Origin of the sequence: Streptomyces sp. NPDC018693, assembly GCF_044391385.1 — a bacterium.
Taxonomy (GTDB): Bacteria; Actinomycetota; Actinomycetes; order Streptomycetales; family Streptomycetaceae; genus Streptomyces.
Genome location: NZ_JBIRZZ010000007.1, coordinates 133,364 through 160,320 on the forward strand (window position 1 = coordinate 133,364; position 26,957 = coordinate 160,320).

Consider the following 26,957-nt stretch of genomic DNA (forward strand, 5'->3'; position numbering starts at 1 on the left):
CGTCGTCCGGGGCGGGCGCCGGGGTGTCGGGCGGGTGTACGGCGAGTGGCCGGTGTCGTTGGATGCCGCCGCGATCGGCGAGGGGGAGTGAGATGAGCGGAGGTATCTGCGACGGCCGGGTGGTCGTCGTCCGGGGCGGGCGCCGGGGTGTCGGGCGGGTGTACGGCGAGTGGCCGGTGTCGTTGGATGCCGCCGCGATCGGCGAGGGGGAGTGAGATGGGCGGAGGTATCTGCGACGGTCGGGTGGTCGTCGTCACCGGTGCCGGACGCGGGCTCGGGCGGGCGCACGCGCTCGCCTTCGCCGCCGAGGGCGCCCGGGTCGTCGTCAACGACCTCGGCGTGGGCCTGGACGGCCGCCCCGGCCCCGACAGCCCGGCCGCACACGTCGTCGCGGAGATCCGCGCGGCCGGCGGCGAGGCCGTGGCCCACGGCGGCGACATCGCCACCACCGCCGGCGCCGCCTCCCTCATCCGCACGGCCCTGGAGACGTACGGCCGCCTCGACACCCTCGTCAACAACGCCGGCTTCCTGCGCGACCGCATGCTGGTCAACCTCGACGAGGACGACTGGGACGCCGTCGTACGCGTCCACCTCAAGGGCCACTTCCTGCCCCTGAAGCACGCAGCCGCACACTGGCGCGCCGAGACCAAGGCAGGCCGCCCACCCGCCGCCCGCGTCATCAACACCAGCAGCGGCGCCGGCCTCCTCGGCTCACTCGGCCAGGCCAACTACAGCGCCGCCAAGGCCGGCATCCTCACCCTCACCCTGGTCGCCGCCGCCGAACTCGCCCGCTACGACGTCCAGGTCAACGCCATAGCCCCCGCCGCCCGCACCCGCATGACGGAACAAACCTTCGCCGACACCATGGCCGCCCCCGACTCGGGCTTCGACACGATGGCCCCCGAGAACGTGTCTCCGCTGGTGGTCTGGCTGGGATCCGCAGCGAGCGCCGGGGTGACAGGGAGGGTCTTCGAGACCGAAGCCGGTCGCATCACGGTGATGGAAGGCTGGAGCCGCGGCCCGACGGCGGACAAAGGGGCCAGATGGAGCGCAGGGGAGATCGGCGAGACGGTGCTGAAACTCTTGGCGAGCGCACAGACCCAGGACCAGGTGTACGGCGCTCAGGGGCGCGGGGAACTGCGCGACCAGCCACAACACACCGGCACCGAAAAAACTACGTATCGCACTCCAACACAGTCCGGCACAAAGCACACCGCGCCCGAACCCGCCCCCGCACCGGCACCCGAATCCGCTGATGACACGTAGGACAGGGAAACGTGACCCGCAGCGAGCCAGGGCTGTCCGGCGTGAACGAATACGCCGTATCCGTACCCAACACCGCCCGATGATCCTGCGCATGCCGACGATCCCGCGCATACCGCCGCCGCCCCGCCCACCCCGCCGCCGTCAGCGGCGGCTGCCGCCCGTCATACCGGGCCCGCTCCCGCCCCCGCACATACGCCTCGTACGCCTGCGCACTGGTGAACCACGTCGACGGATCCTCCCCGAACACCAGCGACCGCTTCGCCAGCACATACCCGAACTCCTCCGGCGTCAGATAGCCCAGCTTCTGCGAGGACACCCCGTCCTCCCGGAACGCGTCCAGCAGCAGCCACCCGGCGCCCAGATACGTCGTCGCCGTGTCCGTGAGGATCTCGTTCGCACGGACACCGGGGAAGGACAGATCCAGCCGGTGCAGATACACATGCATGATCTCGTGCGCCAGCGCCGCGCCGATGTCCCGGCGATGACGACGAAAACGCGCGTTCAGCTCGACGAAGTACTCCGGTCCGGCCGTCAGCTCGACGTTCGCCGCCTGCTCCATCTCCCGGAAACTCACGATCAGCCGGGCGTCCGGCAACCGGAAGTGCCGCACCAGCTCACGCGCCACCCGCTGCGCCCCGAGATGAAGATCATCCGTGTCGCAGAACGCCACATCGACCGGCGGCACACTGCAGTCGAACGTGTGGATCGTGTCGTACGACAGCCGCCTGTACAGCGCCGTGATCGCGTCCCGCACCGTCTGAAGATGCGGAAACCCGTGCTCGACCGGTCCGCCGTTCGCCACGCCGCACCCCCAGGACAGCCGTGAACCCGATTCCACTGTACGAGGAGGACGCCGACTAGGGTGAACGCCCATGACCACCAGCAACACCGGAAACGGTGACGTCGATCCCGCCGTCACCGAGGAGCTCGCCCGGCTGCGCGACAGCATCGACAACATCGACGCGGCCGTCGTCCACATGCTCGCCGAGCGGTTCAAGTGCACCCAGCAGGTCGGCCTCCTCAAGGCCCGCCACCAGCTGCCGCCCGCCGACCCGGCCCGCGAGGCCCGCCAGATCGCCCGGCTGCGCGCCCTCGCCGAGAGCGCCAAACTGGACCCGGCGTTCGCCGAGAAGTTCCTCAACTTCATCATCGGCGAGGTGATCCGCCACCACGAGCGGATCGCCGAGGACGCGGTCGCCACCGACCGCCCGTGAACCGAGGGCGCGGGCGGCGGCGCACGAAGCGACACAGGCCGCGTACCGAACCGCCCCTGTGCCCCGTCGAAGCCATCAGGCAGCATGTCGTCCATGTCCGTACTGACGCGCGACGAAGCGCAGACCCGTGCCCAGCTGCTCGACGTCCACCGCTACACCATCGACCTCGACCTCACCACCGGTGACGAGACCTTCGGGTCCCAGACCGTCATCGGGTTCTCCGTGCGCACAGACCGCGACGTGACGGACACCTTCGTCGAACTCAAGCCCGCCGAACTGCGCTCCGCCACCCTCGACGGACAACCCCTCGACCCGGAATCCCTCGACGGCAACCGGCTCCCACTGAAGAACCTCATCCCCGGCGCACACGAACTGCGCATCGACGCGACCATGCGCTACTCCCGCACCGGCGAGGGCATGCACCGCTTCACCGACCCCACCGACGGCGAGACCTACCTCTACACCCAGCTGTTCATGGACGACGTCCAGCGCGTCTTCGCCGCCTTCGACCAGCCCGACCTCAAGGCCGTCTTCGACCTCACCGTCAAGGCCCCCGAGAGCTGGACCGTCCTCGCCAACGGCATCACCGAACACACCGGCGACGGCGTCTGGAAGGCCGCCACCACCCCGCTGATCTCCACCTACCTCGTCGCCGTCGCCGCCGGCCCCTGGCACTCCGTACGCACCGAACACCGCGGCCTGCCCTTCGGCATCCACTGCCGCCGCTCCCTCGCCCCCCACCTCGACGCGGACGCCGACGAACTCCTCGAGGTCACCCGGCAGTGCTTCGACCGCTACCACGAGAAGTTCACCGAGCCCTACCCCTTCGACTCCTACGACCAGGCGTTCGTGCCCGAGTTCAACGCCGGCGCCATGGAGAACCCCGGACTGGTCACCTTCCGCGACGAGTTCGTCTTCCGCTCCGCCGTCACCGACACCGAACGCCAGACCCGCGCCATGGTCATCGCCCACGAGATGGCCCACATGTGGTTCGGCGACCTGGTCACCCTGCGCTGGTGGGACGACATCTGGCTCAACGAGTCCTTCGCCGAGTACATGGGCTACCAGACCACCGCCGAGGCCACCCGCTTCACCGACACCTGGACCGACTTCGGCGTCGTCCGCAAGGCATGGGGCTACGACGCCGACCAGCGCCCCTCCACCCACCCCGTCGCCCCCGAGAACGTCCCCGACACGGCGTCGGCGCTGCTGAACTTCGACGGCATCTCCTACGCCAAGGGCGCCTCCGCGCTCCGCCAGCTGGTGGCCTGGCTCGGCGAGAAGGACTTCCTCGCCGGCATCAACATCCACTTCGACCGGCACAAGTTCGCCAACGCCACCCTCGCCGACTTCATCGACTCCCTCGCCGCCGCCACCGACCGCGACGTCCACGCCTGGGCCGACGCCTGGCTGCGCACCACCGGCGTCGACACCCTCACCCCCACCGTCGGCGGCGCCAACGGCTCCCACACCCTCACCGTCGACCGCACCGGCAGCCGCCCCCACCGCATCACCGTCGGCCTCTACGACCAGGACCTCGCCGACGAGGGCCGCCTCACCCTGCGCGAACGCGTCGAGGTCGACGTCCCGCAGACCACACCCCAGCCCCTCGGCAAGAAGCCCGCGCTCCTCCTCCTCAACGACGGCGACCTCACCTACGCCAAGATCCGCTTCGACGCCGACTCCTTCGACGCGCTCCGCGCCGGCCTCTCCGGCCTGCCCGCCCCGCTCACCCGCGCGGTCGTCTGGAACGCCCTGCGCGACGCGGTCCGCGACGGCGAACTCCCACCCGCCGCCTACCTGGAGGCCGCCCGCGCGCACCTCCCGCACGAGACCGACCTCGCCCTCGTCCAGGGCGTCCTCGCCTTCGCGGCCACCCAGATCACCGACCGGTACGTCACCCCCGAGGACCGGCCCGCCGCCCTCGCCACCCTCTCCGCCCTCTGCCGCGACCTCATCCGCCGCACCGAGGACGGCGACCACCCCGGCCTGCGCCTGATCGCCGTACGCCACTTCATCGACGTCGCCGCCCACCCCGACACCATCGCCGCCTGGCTCGCCGACGGCACCGTGCCCGGCGGGCCCGAACTCGACGCCGACCTGCGCTGGCGCGTCCTCGGCCGACTCGCCGTGCTCGGCGCCACCGACGAGGCCGCGATCGCCGCCGAGCTGGAACGCGACCCCTCCGCCACCGGGCAGGAGGGCGCCGCCCGGTGCCGCGCGTCCCTCCCCGACCCGGCCGCCAAGGCGGCCGCCTGGGACGCCATGTTCGCCGGCGACGACCTCTCCAACTACCTCTTCACCGCCACCGCCCAGGGCTTCTGGCAGCCCGAACAGGCCGACCTCGTACGGCAGTACGTGCCACGCTTCTACGACGACGCCGTCACCCTCGCCGCCCGGCGCGGGCCCGCCATCGCCGAGGCGGCCGGCCGGTGGGCCTTCCCCTTCCACGCCGTCGACACCGAGACCCTCCGCCTCGGCGAGACCTGCCTGGAGGAGGCGGACCCGATCCCGGCCCTCCGCCGCAAACTGGTGGACCAACTGGACGACCTGGCACGGGCGCTTCGCGTCCGGAAGGGGGCGGTGAGGTAGTCAGCCGCCTGCGGGCGCGCGGGGGCTGGTCGCGCAGTTCCCCGCGCCCCTAGGTACGTCCCACCTGGCTGCGCCCCGTCGTGCGCGGCACCTCGTCGCGCCGAGCTGCGCTCCCACCCGCCCGCCCACGTACCCCCTTTCGGGTTCGCTCCCCGCACTTTCCGGGCGCGTCGGCCACAGCGCCGTACAAGCTGTGCGCATGAGCATGCCGCCCCTCGCCTCCGGCCCCGAAGGCCCCGGTGCCCTACGGGAGTTGCTCGCCACCGTTGTGGACGCCCTCGACGCCGGCACCCGCGCAAGGGGCGGCCCCCTCCCGGCAGGCGGCCCCGAGACGGTCGCCGCACGGGTCAGAGCCGCCCTCGGGGACCCACTCCCCGAGACCGGTGACCCACACGCCCTGGCGTCCCTCGTACACGCCCTCACCGAAGGCGCCGCCGACCCCGCCCACCCCCTGTGCGCAGCCCACCTCCACTGCCCACCCCTCGCCGTCGCCACCGCCGCAGACCTCGCCGCATCCGCCCTGAACCCGTCCCTCGACTCCTGGGACCAGGCCCCGGCCGCCTCCGAACTGGAAGCCCTCGTCACCCGCGCCCTGGCCCACCACACAGGGCTCGCCGACGCCCTCGTCACCACCGGCGGCACCGAGGCCAACCACCTCGCCCTGCTCCTCGCCCGCGAGACACACGGCGCCGCCGTACGCCTCATCTGCGGCGCCAACGCCCACCACTCCCTGCCCCGCGCCGCCTGGCTGCTCGGCCTGCCCGAACCCGTCGTCGTCCCCGCCCCGGCCGGCACCCTCGACCCCGCCGCCCTCGACGCGGCCCTCACCACCCTGCCCGGCCCCTTCCTCGTCGCCGCGACCGCCGGTACCACCGACGCCGGCCTGATCGACCCCCTGCCCGACATCGCCGCCCGCTGCGCCGCCCACCGCGCCCGCCTCCACATCGACGCCGCCTACGGGGGAGGGCTCCTCTTCAGCGACCGGCACCGCCCGAAGCTCGCCGGACTCGACGCCGCCCACACCGTCACCCTCGACCTGCACAAACTCGGCTGGCAACCGGTCGCCGCCGGCCTCCTCGCCGTCCGCCACCCCACCGACCTCACCGCGCTCCACCAGCGCGCCGACTACCTCAACGCCGACGACGACACCGACGCCGGCCTCCCCGATCTCCTCGGCCGCTCCCCACGCACCAGCCGCCGCCCCGACATCCTCAAGATCGCCGTCACGCTCCGCACCCTCGGCCGCACCGGACTCGGCGCCCTGGTCGACCGGGTCTGCGACCTCGCCCAGGAGTTCGCCGACCTCGTCGCCGCCCGCCCCGGCCTCGAACTCCACGACCGGCCCACCCTCAGCACAGTCCTCTTCCGGCCCGCCCACGCCCCCGACGACACCGTGGCCGCCGTACGCCGCACACTCCTCACCGACGGCCGCGCCGTCCTCGGCCGCGCCCACCTCGACGGCCACCTCTGGCTCAAGGCCACCCTCCTCAACCCGCACACCCGGCCCGACGACCTGGCCGCCCTCCTGGAACTGGTGGAAGGACACACCCCCCGATGACCGCCCCACAGCCCGCAGACACCCCCGACAACACCGGCGCCCACACCGGCGACACCCCCCGCGACCTCGTCGGCATCGGCATCGGCCCCTGCAACCTCTCCCTCGCCGCCCTCGCCCACCCCCTCCCCGAACTCGACACCGTCTTCTACGAACAACGCCCCGCCTTCCACTGGCACCCCGGCCTGCTCCTCGACGGCGCCCGCGTCCAGGTGCCCTTCCTCGCCGACCTCGTCACCCTCGCCGACCCCGCCAGCCCCTGGACCTTCCTCAACCACCTCAAGACCCGCGATCGGCTCTTCCCGTTCTACTTCGCCGAACGCTTCCACATCCAGCGCGCCGAGTACGACGCCTACTGCCGCTGGGTCGCCGAGAACCTCCCCGCGCTCCACTTCAGCCACCAGGTCGACGCCGTCCGCTGGAACCCCGAACGCGACGTCTTCGAGGTCGACTTCACCCAGCTCGACCCCGACGGCGAGGCCGAGGCCCTCGGCCGCACCTACACCCGGAACATCGTCCTCGGCATCGGCACCCAACCCCACGTCCCCGACCCCCTGCGCCCCCTCGTCGACGCCCCCGGCGTCCCCGTCGTACACGCCGCCGACTACCTCACCCACCGCGACACCTTCCTCGCCGCCGGCCACATCACCGTCGTCGGCTCCGGACAGAGCGGCGCCGAGATCTTCCTCGACCTGCTCCGCCACCGCCCCGCCGGCCACGAACGGCTCCACTGGATCGGCCGCACCCCCGCCTTCGCCCCCATGGAATACTCCAAACTCGGCCTGGAGCACTTCACCCCCGACTACACCCGCTACTTCCACGCCCTGCCCGAAGGCGTCCGCGACAAACTGGTCGCCGCCCAGTGGCAGCTCCACAAGGGCATCGACACCGACACCCTCGCCGCCATCCACGACGAGCTCTACCGCCGCACCCTGCACGGCGGCTGGCCCGACGCCGTCCTCACCCCCGGCGTCCGCGTCCGCACCGCCGGCCGCATCGCCACCAGCCAGGTCGAACTCCACCTCGAACACATCCAGCAGAACACCCGCTCCCGCCTCACCACCAACGCCGTCGTCCTCGCCACCGGCTACCACGAGCGCCCCCTCGGCCGCCTCCTCACCGGCCTCGACCCCTATCTGCGCCGCGACAGCGCCGAACGCCCCCGCATCGACGACCGCTTCCGGCTCGCCACCGACCCCTCCGTCACCGGCTCCGTCTTCGTCCAGAACGCCGAACGCCACACCCACGGCGTCGGCGCCCCCGACCTCGGCCTCGCCGCCTGGCGCAGCGCCACCATCCTCAACACCCTCACCGGCAAGGAGACCTACCCCCTGCCGACCCGCACCGCCTTCACCACCTTCGGCCTGGAACAACAGCAGCCCCAGATCCCCTCGGCGCGTCAGCCGAAAGAGCTGACACCCCTCGTGGAGGGAATCTGAGGCCGCCGCCACAGAACCGACTAGAAGACCGGCGTACCGTCACGCGTCAGCTTCCAGTCCACCGACGCGAACTCCCTCGGGTCCAGCACACCCTTCGCGGTCACCCACTCCGCGATCCGGGTCCGGATCTCCGTCGACTCCGACCACAGCTCCTGCGCCGACGCGACATGCGGGAACGCACCGCCACCGTTGGCACGATAGTTGTTCACCGCGAACACGAACCGCTGCGCGTCGTCCAGCGGCGCACCGTTGTACGTCAGGTTCTTGATGCGCGAACCCGCCGCCTGGGCGATGTCGATGTCGTACGACAGCCCCGACACATAGTCGTAGTTGTAGTCCGGGCGGCCGTTCGCGTTCGTCAGCGCCGCCACGTCGACCGGGGCGCCGGGGGCCGTCCGGACGAAGTACTCCGCCGAGTACTCCAGGTACGCCTTGATCTGGGCGCCCGTCATCAGCTTCGCGACCAGCGTGTTGTCGTACACGTACAGGCTCGACAGATCGCGGATCGTCACCTCGCCGGCCGGGATCTCCGAGGTGCGGGAGAAGGGGGACGCCTGCGAGATCACCGGCAGCGCCGCGTACTCGGTGCCCGTCAGGGCCTCCCTGACGACGTCCTCCTGGACCTTGGTGATCAGGTCGATGATCGGGGCGTCCTTGTAGCGGGCGTCGACCGTCGTGAGGGTCTCCGTCGCGGTGCCGACCACCTGGTTGACGTACGCGACGACCAGGTCGTGCTCGTCCTGCAGCAGCTTGGTGATCTCCGGGTCGTCGGGAACCGTCCGGGAGTCCCGCACCGTCGCCGCCACCGACTCGACCGTCCACCGGCCCTTGGCGAACACCAGCTCGATGTCGAAGAGGGACAGCCGCTGGGCGTAGGCCAGCGGCTCCGACAGCACCACTGTCCTGCCGGTCTGCTCGTTCGTCACCTTCAGCTCGACGATCTCCGTGTGCGCGTGGCCCACCAGGATCGCGTCGATGCCCGGCACCTTCTGCGCGACGAGCGCCGAGGAGTTCTCGATGTACGGCAGCTGGTCACCGTACGACGACGTGCCGGACGACCCGGAGTGCGCCGAAACCACCACGACGTCCGCACCCATCGAACGCAGCTTGGGCACCCACTTCGCCGCCTGCTCCTCCAGACCGGGGAACACCATCTTCCCCTGGACGTACGCCTTGTCCCAGATGGCGATGCCCGGGTTGGTCAGACCGAGCACCGCGACCTTGACCGGCGGGGCGTCCTTCACACAGAACGTCTTGATGAAGTAGGGCGGGAAGGCCGGCTTCAGGGTCTTGGCGTCCAGCGCGTTGGCGCCGAGCAGCGGGAAGTCGCACTGCTCCTCGAACTTGCGCAGCGTGTCGATGCCGTAGTTGAACTCGTGGTTGCCGAGCGCCACCGCGTCGTACCCGATGGCGTTCATGGCCTGCGCCATGGGGTGGACCGGCCCGCCCGGGGCGGTGATCGGGTCGACCTTCGCGTAGTAGTACGTCAGCGGGGTGCCCTGGATCGTGTCGCCGGCGTCGATCAGCAGCGTGTTCTCGCGGCCCTTCTCCTCCCGGACCTGCTCGACCAGCGTCGCGACCCGAGCCAGGCCCTTCGCGTTGCCCTTGGAGTCGGAGTAGTCCGCGTTCTTGAAGTAGTCCCAGTTGAAGATGTTGCCGTGCAGGTCGGTCGTGCCCATCACGGTCAGGGAGTACCGCTTGGGCTGCTTCCGCGCCGCCGAAGCCGCCGTGGTCTCCGCGGCCTGCGCCGACGGAGCGGCCGCCGCACCGGCGATCGCCACCCCCGCCCCGGTCGCGGCCGACTTCTTCAGGAACTTCCGGCGGTTCAACGGCATGTCTTGCTCTCCTCGGGAAACGATCACCGATATGCGCGCACGTAGATACGCGCGTAGATTCTGACCCGCTCACGACCGACCGCAACAGGGCCGAGAGGTTTCGATCTGGTGACCGGAAGGGGCAACTCCTGGTCCCCAAACGGGAAAGAGATGACAGAGTGGGGCGTATGACCTCCCCCTCCAGCGCTTTCCACGGCACACCCGACGCCCCCCTCCTCACCGTCCGCGGCGAAGCCGAACTCCAGACCGAACCCGAACTCGCCCGCATCACCGTCACCGTCACCGCCCGCGGCCGCGACCGCCGCACCACCCTCACCGACCTCACCCGCCGCAACGCCACCGCCCTCGACCTCATCAAGTCCTACGGCGACGCCGTGGAAAACCTGTCCACCGGCACCCTCACCGTCACACCCGAACTCACCGAACGCGGCCGGGGCGAACGAGTCCGCGCCTACCACGGCCGCGTCCACATCGGCGCCGACCTCACCGACTTCACCGCCCTCGGCGAACTCACCACCCGCCTCGCCGACCTGGAACTCACCCGCATCGACGGCCCGTCGTGGGAACTCCGCCCCGACTCCCCCGTCCACCGCCAGGCACGCGAACACGCCGTCCACGCGGCCCTCCAGCGCGCACGGGAGTACGCGCAGGCGCTCGGCACCAGCGTCGCCGCCCTCATCGAACTCGCCGACGCCGGCACCCAGAACGGCCGCCCCCGCGCGGCCTTCGACAGCCGTACCGTCCGCGTCTCCGCCATGCACGCCGTCGAACAGGCCCCCGAACCCCTCGACCTCGAACCCCCCACCCTGCACGTCAGAGCAGAGGTCGGCGCGCAGTTCACGCTGGTCCCGCCGCGCATCTGAGCACCCCGGCGCACACTTCAACACTCGTCAATAACCCTTCACCCAAAGGTTGTTGAGCAGTCACGCGCGGCTGACTACCTACTGAGTGGTAAGTCATAGGCTCGTGCCATGCGCCGAGCGAAAATCGTCTGCACCCTGGGCCCCGCCACCGACTCATACGACCAGATCAAAGCCCTGGTCGACGCGGGAATGGACATCGCCCGCCTCAACCTCAGCCACGGCGGCCACGCCGAACACGAGGAGCGCTACCACCGCGTACGCAAAGCCGCCGACGAGACCGGACGCAGCGTCGGCATCCTCGCCGACCTTCAGGGCCCGAAGATCCGCCTCGGCCGATTCACCGAAGGCCCCGTACTTCTCGAACGCGGCGACACCTTCACCATCACCGTCGAAGAAGGCGTCGAAGGCGACCGCGCGATGTGCGGCACCACCTACGCCGGCCTCGCCGCCGACGTCACCCCCGGCGAACGCGTCCTCGTCGACGACGGCAAGGTCTGCCTGGAGGTCACGACGGTCGACGGCCCCCGCGTCCACACTCGCGTCATCGAGGGTGGCATCGTCTCCGACCACAAGGGCCTCAACCTCCCCGGCGTCGCCGTCTCCGTCCCCGCCCTCTCCAAAAAAGACGAGGACGACCTGCGCTGGGCGCTGCAGACTGGCCTCGACGTCGTCGCCCTCTCCTTCGTCCGCAGCGGCCGCGACATCATCGACGTCCACCGCATCATGGACGAAGAAGGCCGCCGCCTCCCCGTCATCGCCAAGGTCGAAAAACCCCAGGCCGTCGAAGCCATCGACGACATCGTCGCCGCCTTCGACGGCATCATGGTCGCCCGCGGCGACCTCGGCGTCGAAATGCCACTCGAACAGGTCCCCATCGTCCAGAAACGAGCCATCAAACTGGCCCGACGCAACGCCAAACCGGTGATCGTCGCCACCCAGATGCTCGACTCCATGATCGAGAACTCCCGCCCGACCCGCGCGGAGGCATCGGACGTCGCCAACGCGGTCATCGACGGCACGGACGCGGTCATGCTCTCCGGCGAGACCAGCGTCGGCAAGTACGCGGTGGAAACTGTCAGCACCATGGCCAAGATCGTGGCCGCGGCGGAGGAAGACCTCCTGGCCAAGGGCCTCCCCCCACTCACCGAAAGCAACAAACCCCGCACCCAGGGCGGCGCGGTCGCCCGTGCGGCAGCCGAAATGGGCGACTTCCTCGGCGCGAAGTTCCTGGTCGCCTTCACCCAGTCCGGCGACACAGCCCGCCGCCTCTCCCGCTACCGCTCCCCGATCCCTCTCCTGGCCTTCACCCCCGACCCGGCCACCCGCTCCCAACTCAGCGCCAGCTGGGGCGTGGAGACCTTCCTGGGCCCCCACGTCGACTCAACGGACGCGATGGTCAGCCAGGTCGACGAACTTCTCCTGAAGTACGGCCGCTGCGAAAAGGGCGACGTGGTCGTGATCACGGCAGGCTCCCCGCCTGGCGTGTCCGGTTCCACGAACATGGTCCGCGTCCACCACATCGGCGAGGCCGACGACCTCAAGTGACGGGCGGAGGGCCCCTGTCATCAGTACTTGGGGCCCACGTGCGCGTCCATCAAAGCCACTGAGGCTTTGCGGGCAATCGAGATGTTGAAGGGGTCGCTGCCGCGAGCGAGGGTGGTCCACTCGACGCCGACCCTGTCGAGGGCGTCGGTGAAGAGCTTCCGGATGTCGTCTGACTTGTTGGAGAAGAAGTACCGGGGGTATTCGTACCGCTTCCGCTCACCGCCGACCATACGGGTCGTCCAGTTGGTGATACGGCACCCGTCCGAGTGGATCAGACCACGGATGAAATCCCAGGGGTACGCATCGACGATCTCCTGCTGCCACGGTTCGAGGGTGATGGCGCGCTCGTGCTTCTTGCCGGGGCCGTGCTGGGGGAACAGGCAGGGCAGGTGTGTCGAGTAGATCTTCACGTTGTGGCAGCCCTTCTTGCGGACACGGCATACAGAGTTGCCGGGGAGGACGCTGCGCATGGCCTCCTCGCAGGCGCACATGAGGCCAGGCCACGAATCCGCGCACGTGATCATGAGGTTTGGTGCTCCCTGCCCCGAGTAGTGGCTGATATGGCCGTCGCCGAGGTAAAGACCCAGCAGATAGCTGTAGGCCGCCTCGTCGAGCGGCCGACCAGCGCAACGCGGACATGGTGGGCTGTATCGCCCCGGGCATTCGCCGCGTTTCGCCCGGTCCACGTGTTTCCAGTAGCTGATCGTTCCGGTCGGGATGCCGAACTGGCGAGCCACGTCAGCGTTCCGTGCTCCGTCGCGCAGCAGTGTGAGCACCCTCTGTCGAACCTCAGTGTTGTGAAAGTTCATACGGATACTCTGAGTGAGTGATCGCGACTGGGGGCAGCAAAAAGCGGATGTTCACGAGAACGTGGACATCCGCTTCTGGTCAGAAGTGCCGGGTGCGGGATTCGAACCCGCACGCCCTTTCGGACAGATGTGTTTGAGACATCAGCGTCTGCCATTCCGCCAACCCGGCTGGGCAACCCGAGAGGAGTGTACCGGGTCACCGCGCGGAGTCGCAGCTAGGTAGGCTCTTGTCAGCAGCACCCCGCCCTGAACGAGGAGCCCCTGTGACCGCCCCCGAGTCGCCCCAGCCCACAGACGTGCCCGACGACGACAAGTCGCACGTGCCTCCGGTGACGACCCGTGTCGTCATTGCCGAGGACGAGGCGCTGATCCGGCTCGATCTGAAAGAGATGCTGGAGGAGGAGGGGTACTCCGTCGTCGGTGAGGCCGGGGATGGGGAGCAGGCGATCGAGTTGGCGCGGGAGCATCAGCCCGATCTGGTGATCCTGGATGTGAAGATGCCGAAGATGGACGGCATCTCGGCGGCGGAGAAGATCGCCGAGGAGCGGATCGCGCCCGTGCTGATGCTGACGGCGTTCTCGCAGCGTGACCTGGTCGAGCGGGCCCGGGATGCCGGGGCCATGGCTTATCTGGTCAAGCCCTTCAGCAAGAGCGATGTCGTGCCGGCGATCGAGATGGCCGTGTCGCGGTTCACGGAGTTGAAGGAGTTGGAGAAGGAGGTCGCGGACCTCTCCCAGCGGCTGGAGACGCGGAAGCTGGTGGACAGGGCGAAGTCGATTCTGCAGACGCAGTACGGGTTGACGGAGCCGGCCGCGTTCCGCTGGATCCAGAAGACGTCGATGGACCGGCGGATGTCGATGCAGCAGGTCGCGGAGGCGGTCATTCAGGACGCTGAGGAGAAGAAGGCGTCGAAGGGCTGAGCAACCCGGGCATGGGAGAGGCCCGCGTCCCTGTCACCAGGGGCGCGGGCCTCACTCATGGGTGGCGGGGCTGTCAGTCCTCGCCGAGGTATGCCTTGCGTACCGACTCGTCGTGGAGCAGGTCCTGTCCGGTGCCGGAGAGGACGATGTTGCCGACCTCCATGACGTGGCCGTGGTCGGCCAGGGACAGGGCGGCCTGGGCGTTCTGCTCGACGAGCAGGATGGTGGTGCCCTGGGACTTCAGCTCGGCGATGGTCGCCATGATCTTCTGCATCATGATGGGGGAGAGGCCCATGGAGGGCTCGTCGAGCATGAGCAGCTTGGGCTGGGACATGAGGGCTCGGCCCATGGCCAGCATTTGCTGCTCACCGCCCGACAGGGTTCCCGCGGCCTGCTTGCGCCGTTCGCCCAGGATGGGGAACAGGTCGTAGGCGCGCTGGATGTCCTTTTCGATGCCTTCCTTGTCGCTGCGGAGGAAGGCGCCGAGGCGGAGGTTGTCCTCGATGGTCATGCGGGGGAAGATGTGCCGCCCCTCGGGGGAGTGGGCGAGTCCCAGCGAGACGATGTGGTGGGCGGGGACTTTCTTCAGTGAGCGGCCGTTGAACTTGATCTGGCCGCCGACGGGCTTGAGCAGGCCGGAGAGTGTGCGCAGGGTGGTGGTCTTGCCGGCGCCGTTGGTGCCGATGAGGGTGACGACTTCGCCGGCTTCGACCTTGAAGGAGATGCCCTTGACGGCTTCGATCTTGCCGTAGGCGACCCGGAGGTCTTCGACTTCGAGGAGTGCGGTCATCGGTCGTTCTCCTTGCCGGGCGCGGCGTCCGTCGGGGTCTCGGCGTGTGCTTCCGCGGCCTCGACCTCGGCGACTTCTTCCTGGCCGGGGTCGCCTTCGAAGGGTTCGCCCAGGTAGGCGGCGACGACGCGTTCGTCGCCCTGGACGGTGGCGCTGTCGCCTTCGACGAGTTTCTCGCCCTGGACGAGTACGGCGACGCGGTCGCAGAGGTTGAAGATGAACCGCATGTCGTGCTCGATGACGAGGACGGCGATGCCCTTGTCGCGGATGGCGAAGACGAGTTCTTCGGTGGCCCGCGTCTCCTGGGGGTTCATGCCGGCGGTCGGCTCGTCGAGGAGGAGCAGGCCCGGTTCGCTGGCGAGGGCTCGGGCGATTTCCAGCTTGCGTTGCTCGCCGTAGGGGAGGTTGCGGGAGAGGTGCTCGGCCTTGTTCGCGAGGCCGACGAACTCCAGGAGTTCCATGGCGCGTTCGCGGGAGGCCGCTTCGGCCTTGTGGAAGCCGGGGCCGCGCAGCAGGGCGGACCAGAGTCCTTCCTTGGTGCGGGTGTGCCGGCCGACGAGGACGTTTTCCAGGACCGTCATGTTGGCGAACAGGCGGATGTTCTGGAAGGTGCGGGCGATGCCGGCGGCGGTGACCTTGAACGACTTGGGGGGCAGGACCTGGCCTTTGTAGCGGACCTCTCCCTCGGTGGGGATGTAGAGGCCGGTCAGGCAGTTGAAGAAGGTGGTCTTGCCGGCGCCGTTGGGGCCGATGAGGCCGACGATCTCGCCGCTGTTGACGGTGAGGTCGACGTTTCGTACGGCGGTGAGGCCGCCGAAGCGCATGGTGACGCCGCGGGCGTCGAGGACGGTTTCGCCGGGTGCGGCCGGGCCGGGGGCGGTGTCCTTGGTGGTGGTGTCGGTTGTCATGGTGGTCAGACCCCTGCCTTGCTGAGGACCGTGGGCGGTTCGGCTTCCTCGTGGAATTCGAGCTGCCGGCGCCGGTTGGGGATGAGGCCCTCCGGGCGGAAGCGCATGAGCAGGACGAGGGCGAGGCCGAAGGCGAAGAGCTGGTAGTCGCCGAGGAACTGGAGCTTGGCCGGGATGAGGTAGAGGAGGGCGGCGCCGACGAGGGGGCCGCTGATGGTGCCCATGCCGCCGAGGACGACTGCCGCCAGGAGGAATGCCGAGTTGGGCGGGACCACGTGGGCGAACTGGTACTGCTCGGGGGTCACGGTGTAGGTGACGTGGGCCTGGACGGTGCCGGCGAGGCCGGCGAGGGTGGCGCCGAGGGCGAAGGCGATGAGTTTGACCCGGAAGCCGTTGATGCCCATGGCGAGGGCGGCGGTCTCGTCCTCGCGGATGGCGATCCAGGCGCGGCCGATCCGGGAGTCGGTGCTGCGTCGGAAGACGATGACCACGACCAGCGTGATGAGGAGCATCAGCAGGAAGTAGTTGGCGAAGCGGCCGATGGTGAATCCGAGGATCTCGTGCTGTTGGCCGAAGTCGTAGCCGAGGATTTTCAGGTTCGGGATGGAGGAGATGCCGTTGGAGCCGTTGGTGATGTCGGGGCCGGAGGTGCCGTCCATGTTGAGTGCGGCGATGCGGAAGATCTCGCCGAAGCCGAGGGTGACGATGGCGAGGTAGTCGCCGCGCAGGCGGAGGGTGGGGGCGCCGATGATGACGCCGAAGACCATGGCGACGGCGGCGCCGAGGAGGGCGGAGGCCCAGAACGGCAGGTGGATGTCGAACGGTGAGGCGGGGGATCCGGAGACCAGGGCGGCGGTGTAGGCGCCGACGCCGAGGAAGGCGACGTAGCCGAGGTCGAGGAGGCCGGCGAGGCCGACGACGATGTTCAGGCCGAGGGCGACGGTGGCGAAGATCAGGATGTAGACGCCGATCGTCGCGTACTGGTCGTCGGACTGGGTGAAGGGGAAGGCGGCGGCGGCGATGAACGCGCCGATCATGGTGATGGTGCGGTATTGGCCGGTGATCGCGGCGACGCGGCGGATGAGTCCGGACTTGGCGGCGGCGGCGAAGCCGAAGCCGGTGGTGATGAGGAAGCCGATGAACAGTTCGTCGTACTCGGTGCCGATGCCGTAGGTGAAGACGGTGAGGCCGATCGCCATGACGGCGGTGATGATCAGGATTTCGGCGTAGGAGGGCAGTTTGCGGGCCGGGGCGAGGGGGCCGGAGGCGACTGCCGCCTTGAGGACGGCCCAGTTGTGGCGTCGTTCGTGCTTGAACTGCTCCCAGCCGGTGTCCTCGGGGTCGATGGGGTCCGGCTCGGGGTGGTCGAACGGCAGGGCTGCTGCGCCGATCACGGAGAGCAGGGTGACGACGGCGACGATCCAGCCACCTGGTTCGAGGTTGACCAGGCCGCCGAGCTTGCCGCTGATGGCGAGGACGGTGTACCAGGCGGTGGCGAAGGTGCCGAAGGCGGCGAGCTTGAGGGCTCCGTCGGCGCCGGCGGGGGTGAGCCAGCGCAGGCCCTTGACGCCGTACGAGGAGAGGCCGAAGAGGGTGGTGAGGACGCCGCCTATGAGGACGAGGACCTGCAGTCCGCCGGGGTAGCCGTAGACGGTGAGGTCGCCGGGGAACTCGGCGGTCCAGGTCCAGGCGAGGAAGGTGGACACGGCGGCGAGGGCGCCGCCGCCGGTGGCGAGGGCGCGGGCGATCTTGGGGGAGATGCCGCCGATGAGGCCGGTGGGCGCGGTGGCCGGGGTGCTGGGGTTCTCGGTGGTGTGGGTGGTGGTCATCGGTGTCACGCCCTGTCCGCGACGCGCTCGCCGAGCAGGCCCTGTGGCCTGAAGAGGAGCACGAGGATGAGGAGTACGAAGGCCCAGACGTCTGCCCAGGACTGGCTGCCGAACTTGTCCATGCCGGGGATGTCCGCGATGTAGGCGGTGGACAGGGCTTCCGCGACGCCGAGGACGACGCCGCCGAGCATGGCGCCGTAGATGTTGCCGATTCCGCCGAGGACGGCCGCGGTGAACGCCTTGAGGCCGAGGATGAAGCCCATGCGGAAGTCGATCTGGCCGTACTTGAGGCCGTAGGCGACACCGCCGACGGCGGCGAAGGCGGCGCCGAGGGCGAAGGCGATCACGATGATGCGGTCGGTGTTGATGCCCATGAGCTTGGCGGTGTCCGGGTCCTGGGCGGTGGCCTGCATGCCGCGGCCGGTGCGGGTCTTCATGACGAAGAACGCCAGGAACGCCATGCTGACGGGGGCGGCGACGACCAGGAAGATGTCACCGGTCTGGATGGTGACGTTGCCGATCTCGAAGGGGCCGCCGTCGATCTGAGGGAACTTCAGGGCGGACTTGGCGTCGGGGTACCAGGCCCAGACCGCCTGCTGGAGGGCGAGGGAGAGGCCGATGGCGGTGATGAGGGGGGCGAGGCGGGGACCGCCGCGCAGGGGCCGGTAGGCGAACCGTTCCGCTCCGACGGCGACGAGGACGGCGACGAGGATGCCTCCGATGAGCATCAGGGGCAGCGCGATCGCCATGGAGGTGCCGTCGGGTAGCGCGTAGAGGTAGACCGAGATGGCGCCGAAGGCCCCGGTCATGAAGATCTCGCCGTGGGCGAAGTTGATGAGCTGGACGATGCCGTAGACCATCGTGTAGCCAATGGCGACCAGCCCGTACATGGATCCCAGTAGCAGGCCGTTGACCAGCTGCTGCGGCAGTTCGTTCACCGCATGTCCTCCGAGACGGTTCGGATGTTTCGACGTATGTGGCCGGATGCGAGTCCGCGCGGGGCGCCAGTGGTGCAGCGCCCCGCGCGGCTCATGCGTGGTGCGGGTGTGGTCAGTCGGCGAGGGTGCCGGACTTCACGTCCTTCCACGCGCCGTTCTCGACTGCGTAGACGGTGAGCTGCTTGTTGGTCGTGTCACCGAACTCGTCGAAGGAGACCTTGCCGGTCACTCCGTCGAAGGAGATGTTCTGCACGGCGTCGACGACCTGGGCGCGGGCGTCTTCGGGGAGCTTGCCGTCGTTGCCCTCGACGACCTTCTTCACGGCCTCGATGATCGCCCAGACCGAGTCGTAGGCGTAGCCGCCGTACGCCGCGTACGGCTCCTTGTAGCCCTCGGTCTTGTAGTTGGCGATGAACGCCTTGGCGGAGTCGAGGGTCTCGATGGGCGCGCCGACGGAGGTGGCGATGTCGCCCGCGCTGCCGGCGCCGGCCAGCTTGATGTACTCGGGGTCGTAGAGGGCGTCACCGCCGGCGAAGGTGACCTTGGCGCCCGCGTCCTTGATCTGCTTGGCGAGCGGGCCGGCCTGCGGGTATTCGCCGCCGTAGTAGACGACTTCGGCGCCGGAGTTCTTGACCTTGGTGGCGACCGCGGAGAAGTCCTTGGTGTCGGGGTTGATGTGCTCGGTGCCGACGACGGTGCCGCCGAGCTTCTTGAACTCGTCGGTGAAGGTGCCTGCGAGGCCGGCGCCGTAGGTCTTCTTGTCGTCGATGACGAAGACCTTGGTCTTCTTGGCCTCGTTGAAGATGTACTGCGCCGCGAACGGGCCCTGGATGGCGTCCGTGGTGGAGGTGCGGAAGTACGACTTGTACGTGCGGACCTTCTCGGTCTGCCACTTCTGACCCTGGGTCAGCGACGGGCCGGTGTTGGCCGGGGAGATCTCGACCATCTTGGCGTCGTCGAAGACCTTCTGCATGGACTCGGCGACGGAGGAGTTCAGCGGGCCGACGACGCCTATGACGTCCTTGTCGGCGACGAACTGCACGGCGTTCTGCTGGCCGGAGGAGGGCTGCGCCTGGTCGTCGAGGGCCTTGATCTTGAAGGTGATGCCCTCGACGTACTTCTCCTTGTTGGCCGTCTTGGCCGCCAGGTCCGCGGAGTTCTTGATGCCGAGGCCCAGCGCGGACAGGTCGCCGGTCAGGGGAGCGTCGACGCCGATGACGACAGTGGTGCCGCCGCTGCCGGTGTCCTTGCTTTTGTCGTCGTCGCGCGAGCCGCATGCGGTGAGGGTGAGTGCCCCGGCCGCCAGTGCGGCGGTGACGGCGATGAGCGAACGTTGACGCACGATCCAGTCCTTTCCCTGGCACGACCTCTCCGCCTCTGGAAGGGGTCGAGTCGAGCGCTGGGTCGAAGTGACATTCCGACTGCGCGGTGACTGGGCGTGACTCTAAGGGTGTGTAGGGAACGTGGAGGAGTATCTGACTCAGGCTGTGACGCTCTTGTTATGACACGAGGTAATGCAGAGCGGTACTGAGTGGGCGGAACAGCGGAATTCCAGCCGATTCGCCCTGTCCACATGGTGAGAACTCCCAGGAGGGGGCGCCGGGCCGTTCAGGTGTCTCGGGCGTTTTGGTGATTACCGGGAATCGTTGCTACAGGCGACTTGTGGTGCCTGTATTGCGCGCGTATTACGCAGAGTTACGCGGAGGAAAGGTGTCCGGCGTTCTCCGGTACTTTTCCGCATTCCGGCCCATGGGCGGTGAGGGTGATCCAGTGGGGGAAACCGGGCGGAAACCGGAATGTGTTGGGGGGAGCCGACCGGAAGTCGGCCTCCCTCTCCACGCCGTGGGTGCGCGTCAGTCCGCCGCGCGCACATGTGCTCCGTCGTCCGGCCGCACGTCCCGCAGCAGGCAGGTCAGCCGCGCCGTGCACACGCGCCGGCCGGCCTCGTCGCTGATCACGATCTCGTACGTGGCTGTCGACCGCCCCTGGTGTACGGGCGTGGCCACGCCGGTGACCAGGCCGGAGCGGACCCCGCGGTGGTGCGTGCAGTTGAGGTCGACGCCGACGGCGATCTTCCCGCTGCCGCCGTGCAGCATCGACCCGACCGAGCCGAGCGTCTCGGCGAGCACCGCCGAGGCGCCGCCGTGCAGCAGCCCGTACGGCTGGGTGTTGCCCTCGACCGGCATCGTGCCGACGACCCGGTCGGCCGACGCCTCGACGATCTGCACGCCCATGCGGGTGCCCAGATGCCCGGCGGAGAACAGGGCCGGCAGGTCCACGCCCAGCGCGGCGTACTCGTCGATGACCTCTTGCGGGAACTTCACGTGCTGCTGCTCACCCATGGGGCCCGGCTCCGTTCAATCGTCGTACGTCAGGTCGTACGTCAGGTCGTACGTGAGGCTTCGGCTGAGCGAACGCTCAGTCGGCCGCCGATTGTTCCAGACGGACCACGACGGACTTGCTGGCCGGGGTGTTGCTGGTATCGGCGGTCGCGTCCAGCGGCACCAGGACGTTCGTCTCCGGGTAGTACGCCGCCGCGCAGCCCCGTGCGGTCGGGTAGACCACGACCCGGAAACCGGGCGCCCGCCGCTCCACGCCGTCCTTCCACTCGCTCACCAGGTCGACATACGAGCCGTCGGCGATCTTGAGTTCCCGCGCGTCCTCGGCGTTCACCAGGACCACCCGGCGGCCGCCCCTGATGCCCCGGTAGCGGTCGTCCAGGCCGTAGATCGTGGTGTTGTACTGGTCGTGCGAGCGCAGCGTCTGCAGCAGCAGCCGGCCCTCGGGCAACTCCGGGAACTCCACCGGCGCGGCGGTGAAGTTGGCCCTGCCCGTGGCCGTCGGGAAGCGGCGCTCGTCGCGCGGGGCGTGCGGCAGGGCGAAGCCGCCCGGGCGGGCCACGCGCGCGTTGAAGTCCTCGAAACCGGGGATCACGCGCGCGATGCGGTCACGGATCGCCGCGTAGTCCTTCTCGAACTCCTCCCAGGGCGTGCGGGATTCGGCCCCGAGCACCCGACGGGCCAGCCGGCACACGATGGCCGGCTCGGACAGCAGCCGGCCGCCGGCGGGCTCCAGCCGGCCGCGTGAGGCGTGCACCATGCCCATGGAGTCCTCCACGGTCACGAACTGCTCACCGCTGCCCTGCACATCCCGCTCGGTGCGGCCGAGGGTGGGCAGGATCAGCGCCCGCGCGCCCGTGACCGCGTGCGAGCGGTTGAGCTTGGTCGACACGTGCACGGTCAGCCGGGCCCGGCGCATGGCGGCCTCGGTGACCTCCGTGTCGGGGGAGGCGGAGACGAAGTTGCCGCCCATGGCGAAGAAGACCTTCGCCTCGCCGTCGCGCAGCGCGCGGATCGCCCGCACGACGTCGTAGCCGTGCTCACGCGGGGGCGCGAAGCCGAACTCCCGCTCCAGGGCGTCCAGGAAGGCCGGGGCGGGCCGCTCGAAGATGCCCATGGTGCGGTCGCCCTGCACGTTCGAATGCCCGCGCACCGGGCACACGCCCGCGCCCGGACGGCCGATGTTGCCGCGCAGCAGAAGGAAGTTGACGACCTCACGGATGGTGGGCACCGAGTGCTTGTGCTGGGTGAGACCCATGGCCCAGCAGACGATGGTGCGTTCGGAGGCGAGGACCATGCGCAGGGCCTGCTCGATGTCCGCGCGCGTAAGGCCGGTCGCGGTGAGCGTCTTGTCCCAGTCGGCGGCTCGGGCGGCCTCGGCGAACTCCTCGTAGCCATGGGTGTGCTCGCGGACGAAGTCCTCGTCGACGGCGCCCTGCGTCTCCACGATCAGCTTGTTGAGGAGACGGAACAGGGCCTGGTCGCCGCCGATGCGGATCTGCAGGAACAGGTCGGTGAGGGCGGCGCCGGTGGTCAGGCCCTTGGGGGTCTGCGGGTTCTTGAACCGCTCCAGACCGGCCTCGGGAAGCGGGTTGACGCTGATGATCCGCGCGCCGTTCGCCTTGGCCTTCTCCAGCGCGGAGAGCATGCGCGGGTGGTTGGTGCCCGGGTTCTGCCCGGCGACGATGATCAGATCGGCCTGGTACAGGTCCTCCAGCAGGACGCTGCCCTTGCCGATGCCGATCGTCTCCGACAGCGCCGAGCCGGACGACTCGTGGCACATGTTGGAACAGTCCGGCAGGTTGTTGGTGCCGAGCTCACGCGCGAAGAGCTGGTAGAGGAACGCGGCCTCGTTGCTGGTCCGGCCCGATGTGTAGAAGACGGCCTCGTCCGGGGAGCCGAGGGCGGCGATCTCCTCGGCGACGATGTCGAAGGCGCGCTCCCAGGTGACCGGCTCGTAGTGCGTGCCGCCCTCGGGCAGATACACGGGGTGCGTGAGCCGGCCCTGCTGACCGAGCCAGTAGCCGCTGCGGGTCGCCAGGTCGGCGACCGGGTGCGCGGCGAAGAACTCCGGGGTGACCCGGCGCAGGGTGGCCTCCTCGGCCACCGCCTTCGCGCCGTTCTCACAGAACTCCGCCTTGCTCCGGTGATCCGCCTCGGGCCAGGCACACCCGGGACAGTCGAAGCCGTCCTTCTGATTGACCCGCAGCAGGGTCAGCGCGGTCCGCTTCACACCCATCTGCTGCTGCGCCATGCGCAGGGTGTGCCCGATCGCCGGCAGCCCCGCCGCGGCGTGCTGCGGCCCGCCGACCCGCGGTGCGTCCTGCACCGGATCGGTTTTGGGCGGCTTCGTTGCCATCGCGCAGTCTCCTTCACGCACATGTGAGGTACGTCTCCGATCCTCGCACGCGCCACCGACAACGATCGTGGGCGGTGCTCGACCGGGGCCGCGACGCTTGGCTGGGGCTGGGGCTGGGGCTGGGGCTGGGGCTGGGGCTGGGGCTGGGGCTGGGGCTGGGGCTGGGGCTGGGGCTGGGGCTGGGGCTGGGGCTGGGCTGGGGCTGTTGCTCGCGTCCTGGTTGGTGCCCGTCCGCGGCACTGCCGTGCGGCTGGGGAGGGCGGCGTGGGGCCGGGGCACCGCGGGGGGTTTGTGCCGTGCCTTCGAGAGGGTGCCGGTCGTCCGCGTTGGGCGGACCCCGCACGGTGCGTCCTCGTCGGCACCGCGCACCGCGTGTACAGCGCCGGTTCCGCGGTCGTCGCGGCGGGGCCGGCACCGTTCCTTGAGGCGGGGCGCCCCTTCGACTGTTGCTCGTCCCCGACTCCCGGCCTCGCTCCGTTCCGCCAGGACATGATCCCGCTCCGCCCCGACTCGGTCACCTCCACCCGCACCGGCTGTCCACCCCTCCGTGCCGTTCTCCAGCCGGCTGTCTCCCGCCGTGTCTCTCTCCGGCCGGTCCGTCTCCCGCCGGTCGTCCTTCCGAGTCCGCTCACTCCTCCCGGCTCCGCAGGACCTGTCGGCGCGACGGAGAACAGCCACGGCGGTGTGGCCCGGCGGTGCCGGAGCGGCCGGAACCACGGGTGGCGGTCGAGTGTCAGTGGGCCGTGGCAGGATCGGGGGCGTGGCAGAGACAGCATCGAAGAAGACCGACAGCACCTCCGGCGAGAGCCGCCCGCGCCTGATGCTCATGGACGGGCACTCGCTGGCCTACCGCGCGTTCTTCGCGCTGCCCGCGGAGAACTTCACCACCGCGACGGGCCAGCCGACGAACGCGATCTACGGCTTCGCGTCGATGCTGGCCAACACCCTGCGCGACGAGGAACCCACGCACTTCGCGGTCGCCTTCGACGTGTCCCGCAAGACCTGGCGCTCCGAGGAGTTCACGGAGTACAAGGCGAACCGCTCCAAGACCCCCGACGAGTTCAAGGGCCAGGTGGAGCTGATCGGCGAGCTGCTGGACGCGATGCACGCGCAGCGCTTCGCCGTCGACGGCTTCGAGGCCGATGACGTCATCGCCACCCTCGCCACCCAGGCCGAGGCCGAGGGCTTCGAGGTCCTGATCGTCACCGGCGACCGCGACAACTTCCAGCTGATCACCGAGAACGTCACCGTGCTGTACCCCACGAAGGGCGTCTCGGAGCTGACCCGCTTCACCCCGGAGAAGGTCGTCGAGAAGTACGGGTTGACGCCCGCCCAGTACCCCGACTTCGCGGCCCTGCGCGGCGACCCGTCCGACAACCTCCCCGGCATCCCCGGCGTCGGCGAGAAGACCGCCGCCAAGTGGATCAACCAGTTCGGTTCCTTCGCCCAGCTCGTCGAGCGCGTCGACGAGGTCAAGGGCAAGGCCGGGCAGAATCTCCGCGACCATCTGGAGGCGGTCAAGCTCAACCGCCGCCTGACCGAGATGGTCCGCACCGTCGAGCTGGACCGCACGGTCGCCGACCTGGAGCGCGCGCCGTACGACCGCAAGGCCGTCGCGATGGTCCTGGACACCCTGGAGATCCGCAACCCCTCGCTGCGCGAGCGCCTCCTCGCCGTCGACCCCGGCGCCGAGGAGGCCGAGACCACCCCGGTCGTCTCCGGCGGCGCCGAGCTGGACGGCACCGTGCTCGGCACGGGTGAGCTGGCCGGCTGGCTCGCCGAGCACGCCACCGACACCCTCGGCGTGGCCACGGTCGACACCTGGGCGCTGGGCACCGGCTCCGTCGCCGAGATCGCGCTGGCCGCGGCCGGGGGAGCGGCTGCCTGGTTCGACCCGGCCGAGCTGGACGAGGCCGACGAGACCGCCTGGGCGGCCTGGCTGGCCGACCCGGCCCGGGCAAAGACCTTCCACAACGTCAAGGGCGCGATGCGCGTCTTCGCCGAGCACGGCTGGACCATCGCCGGCGTCTCCATGGACACCGCCCTGGCCGCCTACCTGGTCAAGCCGGGCCGCCGCTCCTTCGACCTGGACGCGCTCTCCCTGGAGTACCTGGGCCGGGAGCTGGCCCCCGCCGCCACCGCCGACGGCCAGCTGGCCTTCGGCGCGGACGACGGTGCCGAGGCCGAGGCCCTCATGGTGCAGGCCCGCGCGATCCTCGACCTGGGCGAGGCGTTCCGGGGCCGGCTGGCGGAGGTCGGTGCGGCGGACCTGCTGCGCGACATGGAGCTGCCCACGTCCACCCTGCTCGCCCGCATGGAGCGGCACGGCATCGCGGCCGACCGGGCCCACCTGGAGGCCATGGAGCAGATGTTCGCCGGTGCCGTCCAGCAGGCCGTGAAGGAGGCCCACGCGGCAGCGGGGCGTGAGTTCAACCTGGGCTCGCCCAAGCAGCTCCAGGAAGTCCTCTTCGGCGAGCTGGCGCTGCCCAAGACGAAGAAGACCAAGACCGGCTACACCACGGACGCCGACGCTCTCGCCTGGCTCGCCACCCAGACGGACAACGAACTGCCGGTCATCATGCTCCGCCACCGCGAGCAGGCGAAGCTGCGCGTCACCGTCGAGGGCCTGATCAAGACGATCGCGACGGACGGCCGTATCCACACCACGTTCAACCAGACCGTCGCCGCGACCGGCCGCCTCTCCTCCACGGACCCCAACCTGCAGAACATCCCGGTCCGCACGGACGAGGGCCGCGCGATCCGCCGCGGCTTCGTCGTCGGGGAGGGCTACGAGTCCCTCATGACCGCCGACTACAGCCAGATCGAACTGCGCGTCATGGCCCACCTCTCCGAGGACGAGGGCCTGATCGAGGCGTTCACCTCCGGTGAGGACCTGCACACCACGGTCGCCTCCCAGGTGTTCGCCGTCGAGCGGTCCGACGTGGACGCGGAGATGCGCCGCAAGATCAAGGCGATGTCGTACGGCCTGGCGTACGGGTTGTCGGCGTTCGGCCTCTCCCAGCAGCTGAACATCGACGCGGGCGAGGCACGCGCCCTGATGGACACGTACTTCGAGCGCTTCGGGGGCGTACGGGACTATCTGCGCCGGGTGGTGGACGAGGCCCGGGCGACCGGCTACACCGAGACCCTCTTCGGGCGCCGCCGCTACCTCCCCGACCTCAACAGCGACAACCGCCAGCGCCGCGAGATGGCCGAGCGCATGGCGCTCAACGCGCCCATCCAGGGCACGGCGGCCGACATCGTCAAGATCGCCATGCTCAAGGTGGACACGGCCCTGCGCGAGGCGAACCTCACCTCCCGCATGCTCCTCCAGGTCCATGACGAAATCGTCCTGGAGATCGCCCCCGGCGAGCGCGCGTCCGTGGAGGACCTGGTCCGCCGGGAGATGTCCACCGCAGTGGAGCTGAGAGCCCCCTTGGACGTCTCGGTAGGCGCGGGCCCGGACTGGGAATCAGCCGCACACTGACCCCCACGGCCCAGGGGGCGGCACCGCACAACCGCCGCCCCTGGGCCCTGCTCCACCGCGCCGCCCCTCATCTCCCGGCCCGCTCTCTCCGCCGGCCCTTCGCGCCCGCCGCCCCCATATCCCCGTTGCGACGGTGGGCAACCGCGACGACGCGCCCCGGCGGTGCGGAACTACTCGCACCCCGTCCACCGCCGTCCGTTCTTTGCCCGCTTCCCCGCCCTGGACCCGCCGTCCCGTCTCCTCTCCGCTTCTCACTCTCCGGCCCGCTC

19 protein-coding genes, 1 tRNA gene and 1 pseudogene are annotated in these 26,957 nt (G+C 69.7%); 10 read left to right on the top strand and 11 right to left on the bottom strand.

Annotation, left to right across the window (positions count from 1 at the left end):
* Nucleotides 1-92 precede the first annotated feature (92 nt).
* A complete protein-coding gene (locus tag ACH5AC_RS20095) occupies nt 93-215 on the top strand; it encodes a hypothetical protein (protein ID WP_398863279.1) in 123 nt (40 codons plus the stop codon).
* A 1-nt stretch (nt 216) separates the two neighbouring features.
* Nucleotides 217-1,122 (top strand): annotated as a pseudogene (locus tag ACH5AC_RS20100) (SDR family oxidoreductase); the annotation flags it as partial.
* Between the two features lie 52 nt (nt 1,123-1,174).
* On the opposite strand, the gene ACH5AC_RS20105 reads toward ACH5AC_RS20100, so the two are convergent.
* Nucleotides 1,175-2,068 carry a hypothetical protein gene (locus ACH5AC_RS20105; RefSeq protein ID WP_398863280.1) on the bottom strand — a complete coding sequence of 298 codons (894 nt, stop codon included), beginning with the start codon at nt 2,066-2,068 and terminating at the stop codon, nt 1,175-1,177.
* A 70-nt stretch (nt 2,069-2,138) separates the two neighbouring features.
* On the opposite strand from ACH5AC_RS20105, the gene ACH5AC_RS20110 reads away from it, so the two are divergent.
* From ACH5AC_RS20110 to ACH5AC_RS20125, 4 genes are all read left to right on the top strand, one after another.
* Nucleotides 2,139-2,480, top strand: a complete 342-nt coding sequence (locus ACH5AC_RS20110) for a chorismate mutase (protein WP_398863281.1) — start codon at nt 2,139-2,141, stop codon at nt 2,478-2,480.
* A gap of 93 nt (nt 2,481-2,573) precedes the next feature.
* Nucleotides 2,574-5,072 (top strand): aminopeptidase N, encoded by a 2,499-nt coding sequence (gene pepN, locus ACH5AC_RS20115; RefSeq protein ID WP_398863282.1) that lies wholly within the window; start codon nt 2,574-2,576, stop codon nt 5,070-5,072.
* 199 nt (nt 5,073-5,271) lie between these two features.
* Complete coding sequence (locus ACH5AC_RS20120) at nt 5,272-6,630, top strand: pyridoxal phosphate-dependent decarboxylase family protein (protein WP_398863283.1); 1,359 nt, start codon at nt 5,272-5,274, stop codon at nt 6,628-6,630.
* Nucleotides 6,627-8,066: a lysine N(6)-hydroxylase/L-ornithine N(5)-oxygenase family protein gene (locus tag ACH5AC_RS20125; protein WP_398863284.1), complete on the top strand. Its 1,440-nt coding sequence runs from the start codon at nt 6,627-6,629 to the stop codon at nt 8,064-8,066. Before ACH5AC_RS20120 ends, ACH5AC_RS20125 begins: the two co-directional genes overlap by 4 nt.
* A 20-nt stretch (nt 8,067-8,086) precedes the next feature.
* On the opposite strand, the gene ACH5AC_RS20130 is transcribed toward ACH5AC_RS20125, so the two are convergent.
* Nucleotides 8,087-9,901: a bifunctional metallophosphatase/5'-nucleotidase gene (locus ACH5AC_RS20130; protein WP_398863285.1), complete on the bottom strand. Its 1,815-nt coding sequence runs from the start codon at nt 9,899-9,901 to the stop codon at nt 8,087-8,089.
* 167 nt (nt 9,902-10,068) lie between these two features.
* On the opposite strand from ACH5AC_RS20130, the gene ACH5AC_RS20135 reads away from it, so the two are divergent.
* Together ACH5AC_RS20135 and pyk are read left to right on the top strand one after the other, a co-directional pair.
* On the top strand, nt 10,069-10,764 hold the full coding sequence (locus ACH5AC_RS20135; protein WP_398863286.1) for an SIMPL domain-containing protein: 696 nt from the start codon (nt 10,069-10,071) through the stop codon (nt 10,762-10,764).
* A gap of 108 nt (nt 10,765-10,872) precedes the next feature.
* Nucleotides 10,873-12,309: a pyruvate kinase gene (gene pyk / locus ACH5AC_RS20140; protein ID WP_398863287.1), complete on the top strand. Its 1,437-nt coding sequence runs from the start codon at nt 10,873-10,875 to the stop codon at nt 12,307-12,309.
* A gap of 20 nt (nt 12,310-12,329) precedes the next feature.
* Here pyk and ACH5AC_RS20145 read toward each other — a convergent pair whose 3' ends face one another.
* Complete coding sequence (locus ACH5AC_RS20145) at nt 12,330-13,118, bottom strand: helix-turn-helix domain-containing protein (RefSeq protein ID WP_398863288.1); 789 nt, start codon at nt 13,116-13,118, stop codon at nt 12,330-12,332.
* A gap of 86 nt (nt 13,119-13,204) precedes the next feature.
* Nucleotides 13,205-13,287 (bottom strand) — tRNA-Leu (locus ACH5AC_RS20150).
* 94 nt (nt 13,288-13,381) lie between these two features.
* Between ACH5AC_RS20150 and ACH5AC_RS20155 the strand changes: the two genes are divergently transcribed.
* Nucleotides 13,382-14,038: an ANTAR domain-containing response regulator gene (locus ACH5AC_RS20155; RefSeq protein WP_398863289.1), complete on the top strand. Its 657-nt coding sequence runs from the start codon at nt 13,382-13,384 to the stop codon at nt 14,036-14,038.
* Nucleotides 14,039-14,111: 73 nt separating this feature from the next.
* On the opposite strand, the gene ACH5AC_RS20160 is transcribed toward ACH5AC_RS20155, so the two are convergent.
* The 7 genes from ACH5AC_RS20160 to ACH5AC_RS20190 all read right to left on the bottom strand — a co-directional run bounded on the left by ACH5AC_RS20160 (nt 14,112) and on the right by ACH5AC_RS20190 (nt 23,201).
* Complete coding sequence (locus tag ACH5AC_RS20160) at nt 14,112-14,828, bottom strand: ABC transporter ATP-binding protein (RefSeq protein ID WP_398863290.1); 717 nt, start codon at nt 14,826-14,828, stop codon at nt 14,112-14,114.
* Nucleotides 14,825-15,736 (bottom strand): ABC transporter ATP-binding protein, encoded by a 912-nt coding sequence (locus tag ACH5AC_RS20165; RefSeq protein ID WP_398863291.1) that lies wholly within the window; start codon nt 15,734-15,736, stop codon nt 14,825-14,827. Before ACH5AC_RS20165 ends, ACH5AC_RS20160 begins: the two co-directional genes overlap by 4 nt.
* Nucleotides 15,737-15,741: 5 nt before the next feature.
* Nucleotides 15,742-17,565, bottom strand: a complete 1,824-nt coding sequence (locus tag ACH5AC_RS20170) for a branched-chain amino acid ABC transporter permease (protein WP_398863292.1) — start codon at nt 17,563-17,565, stop codon at nt 15,742-15,744.
* 5 nt (nt 17,566-17,570) lie between these two features.
* Nucleotides 17,571-18,503 (bottom strand): branched-chain amino acid ABC transporter permease, encoded by a 933-nt coding sequence (locus ACH5AC_RS20175; protein ID WP_398863293.1) that lies wholly within the window; start codon nt 18,501-18,503, stop codon nt 17,571-17,573.
* Nucleotides 18,504-18,615: 112 nt separating this feature from the next.
* Nucleotides 18,616-19,845 carry a branched-chain amino acid ABC transporter substrate-binding protein gene (locus tag ACH5AC_RS20180; protein WP_398863294.1) on the bottom strand — a complete coding sequence of 410 codons (1,230 nt, stop codon included), beginning with the start codon at nt 19,843-19,845 and terminating at the stop codon, nt 18,616-18,618.
* 511 nt (nt 19,846-20,356) lie between these two features.
* A complete protein-coding gene (locus ACH5AC_RS20185; RefSeq protein WP_398863295.1) occupies nt 20,357-20,845 on the bottom strand; it encodes a hotdog fold thioesterase in 489 nt (162 codons plus the stop codon).
* Between the two features lie 76 nt (nt 20,846-20,921).
* On the bottom strand, nt 20,922-23,201 hold the full coding sequence (locus ACH5AC_RS20190; RefSeq protein ID WP_398863296.1) for an FdhF/YdeP family oxidoreductase: 2,280 nt from the start codon (nt 23,199-23,201) through the stop codon (nt 20,922-20,924).
* A 760-nt stretch (nt 23,202-23,961) separates the two neighbouring features.
* Here ACH5AC_RS20190 and polA point away from each other — a divergent pair.
* Complete coding sequence (gene polA, locus ACH5AC_RS20195) at nt 23,962-26,688, top strand: DNA polymerase I (RefSeq protein ID WP_398863298.1); 2,727 nt, start codon at nt 23,962-23,964, stop codon at nt 26,686-26,688.
* The last annotated feature ends 269 nt before the right edge of the window (nt 26,689-26,957 follow it).

Excerpts from the sequence above, each read along its gene's own strand:
- ACH5AC_RS20170 (WP_398863292.1), bottom strand. The coding sequence starts at position 17,565 with ATGACCACCACCCACACCACCGAGAACCCCAGCACCCCGGCCACCGCG.
- ACH5AC_RS20165 (WP_398863291.1), bottom strand. The coding sequence starts at position 15,736 with ATGACAACCGACACCACCACCAAGGACACCGCCCCCGGCCCGGCCGCA.
- ACH5AC_RS20120 (WP_398863283.1), top strand. The coding sequence starts at position 5,272 with ATGAGCATGCCGCCCCTCGCCTCCGGCCCCGAAGGCCCCGGTGCCCTA.
- ACH5AC_RS20190 (WP_398863296.1), bottom strand. The coding sequence starts at position 23,201 with ATGGCAACGAAGCCGCCCAAAACCGATCCGGTGCAGGACGCACCGCGG.
- ACH5AC_RS20160 (WP_398863290.1), bottom strand. The coding sequence starts at position 14,828 with ATGACCGCACTCCTCGAAGTCGAAGACCTCCGGGTCGCCTACGGCAAG.
- pyk (WP_398863287.1), top strand. The coding sequence starts at position 10,873 with ATGCGCCGAGCGAAAATCGTCTGCACCCTGGGCCCCGCCACCGACTCA.
- ACH5AC_RS20125 (WP_398863284.1), top strand. The coding sequence starts at position 6,627 with ATGACCGCCCCACAGCCCGCAGACACCCCCGACAACACCGGCGCCCAC.
- ACH5AC_RS20095 (WP_398863279.1), top strand. The coding sequence starts at position 93 with ATGAGCGGAGGTATCTGCGACGGCCGGGTGGTCGTCGTCCGGGGCGGG.
- pepN (WP_398863282.1), top strand. The coding sequence starts at position 2,574 with ATGTCCGTACTGACGCGCGACGAAGCGCAGACCCGTGCCCAGCTGCTC.
- ACH5AC_RS20145 (WP_398863288.1), bottom strand. The coding sequence starts at position 13,118 with ATGAACTTTCACAACACTGAGGTTCGACAGAGGGTGCTCACACTGCTG.
- ACH5AC_RS20110 (WP_398863281.1), top strand. The coding sequence starts at position 2,139 with ATGACCACCAGCAACACCGGAAACGGTGACGTCGATCCCGCCGTCACC.
- ACH5AC_RS20130 (WP_398863285.1), bottom strand. The coding sequence starts at position 9,901 with ATGCCGTTGAACCGCCGGAAGTTCCTGAAGAAGTCGGCCGCGACCGGG.
- ACH5AC_RS20185 (WP_398863295.1), bottom strand. The coding sequence starts at position 20,845 with ATGGGTGAGCAGCAGCACGTGAAGTTCCCGCAAGAGGTCATCGACGAG.
- ACH5AC_RS20135 (WP_398863286.1), top strand. The coding sequence starts at position 10,069 with ATGACCTCCCCCTCCAGCGCTTTCCACGGCACACCCGACGCCCCCCTC.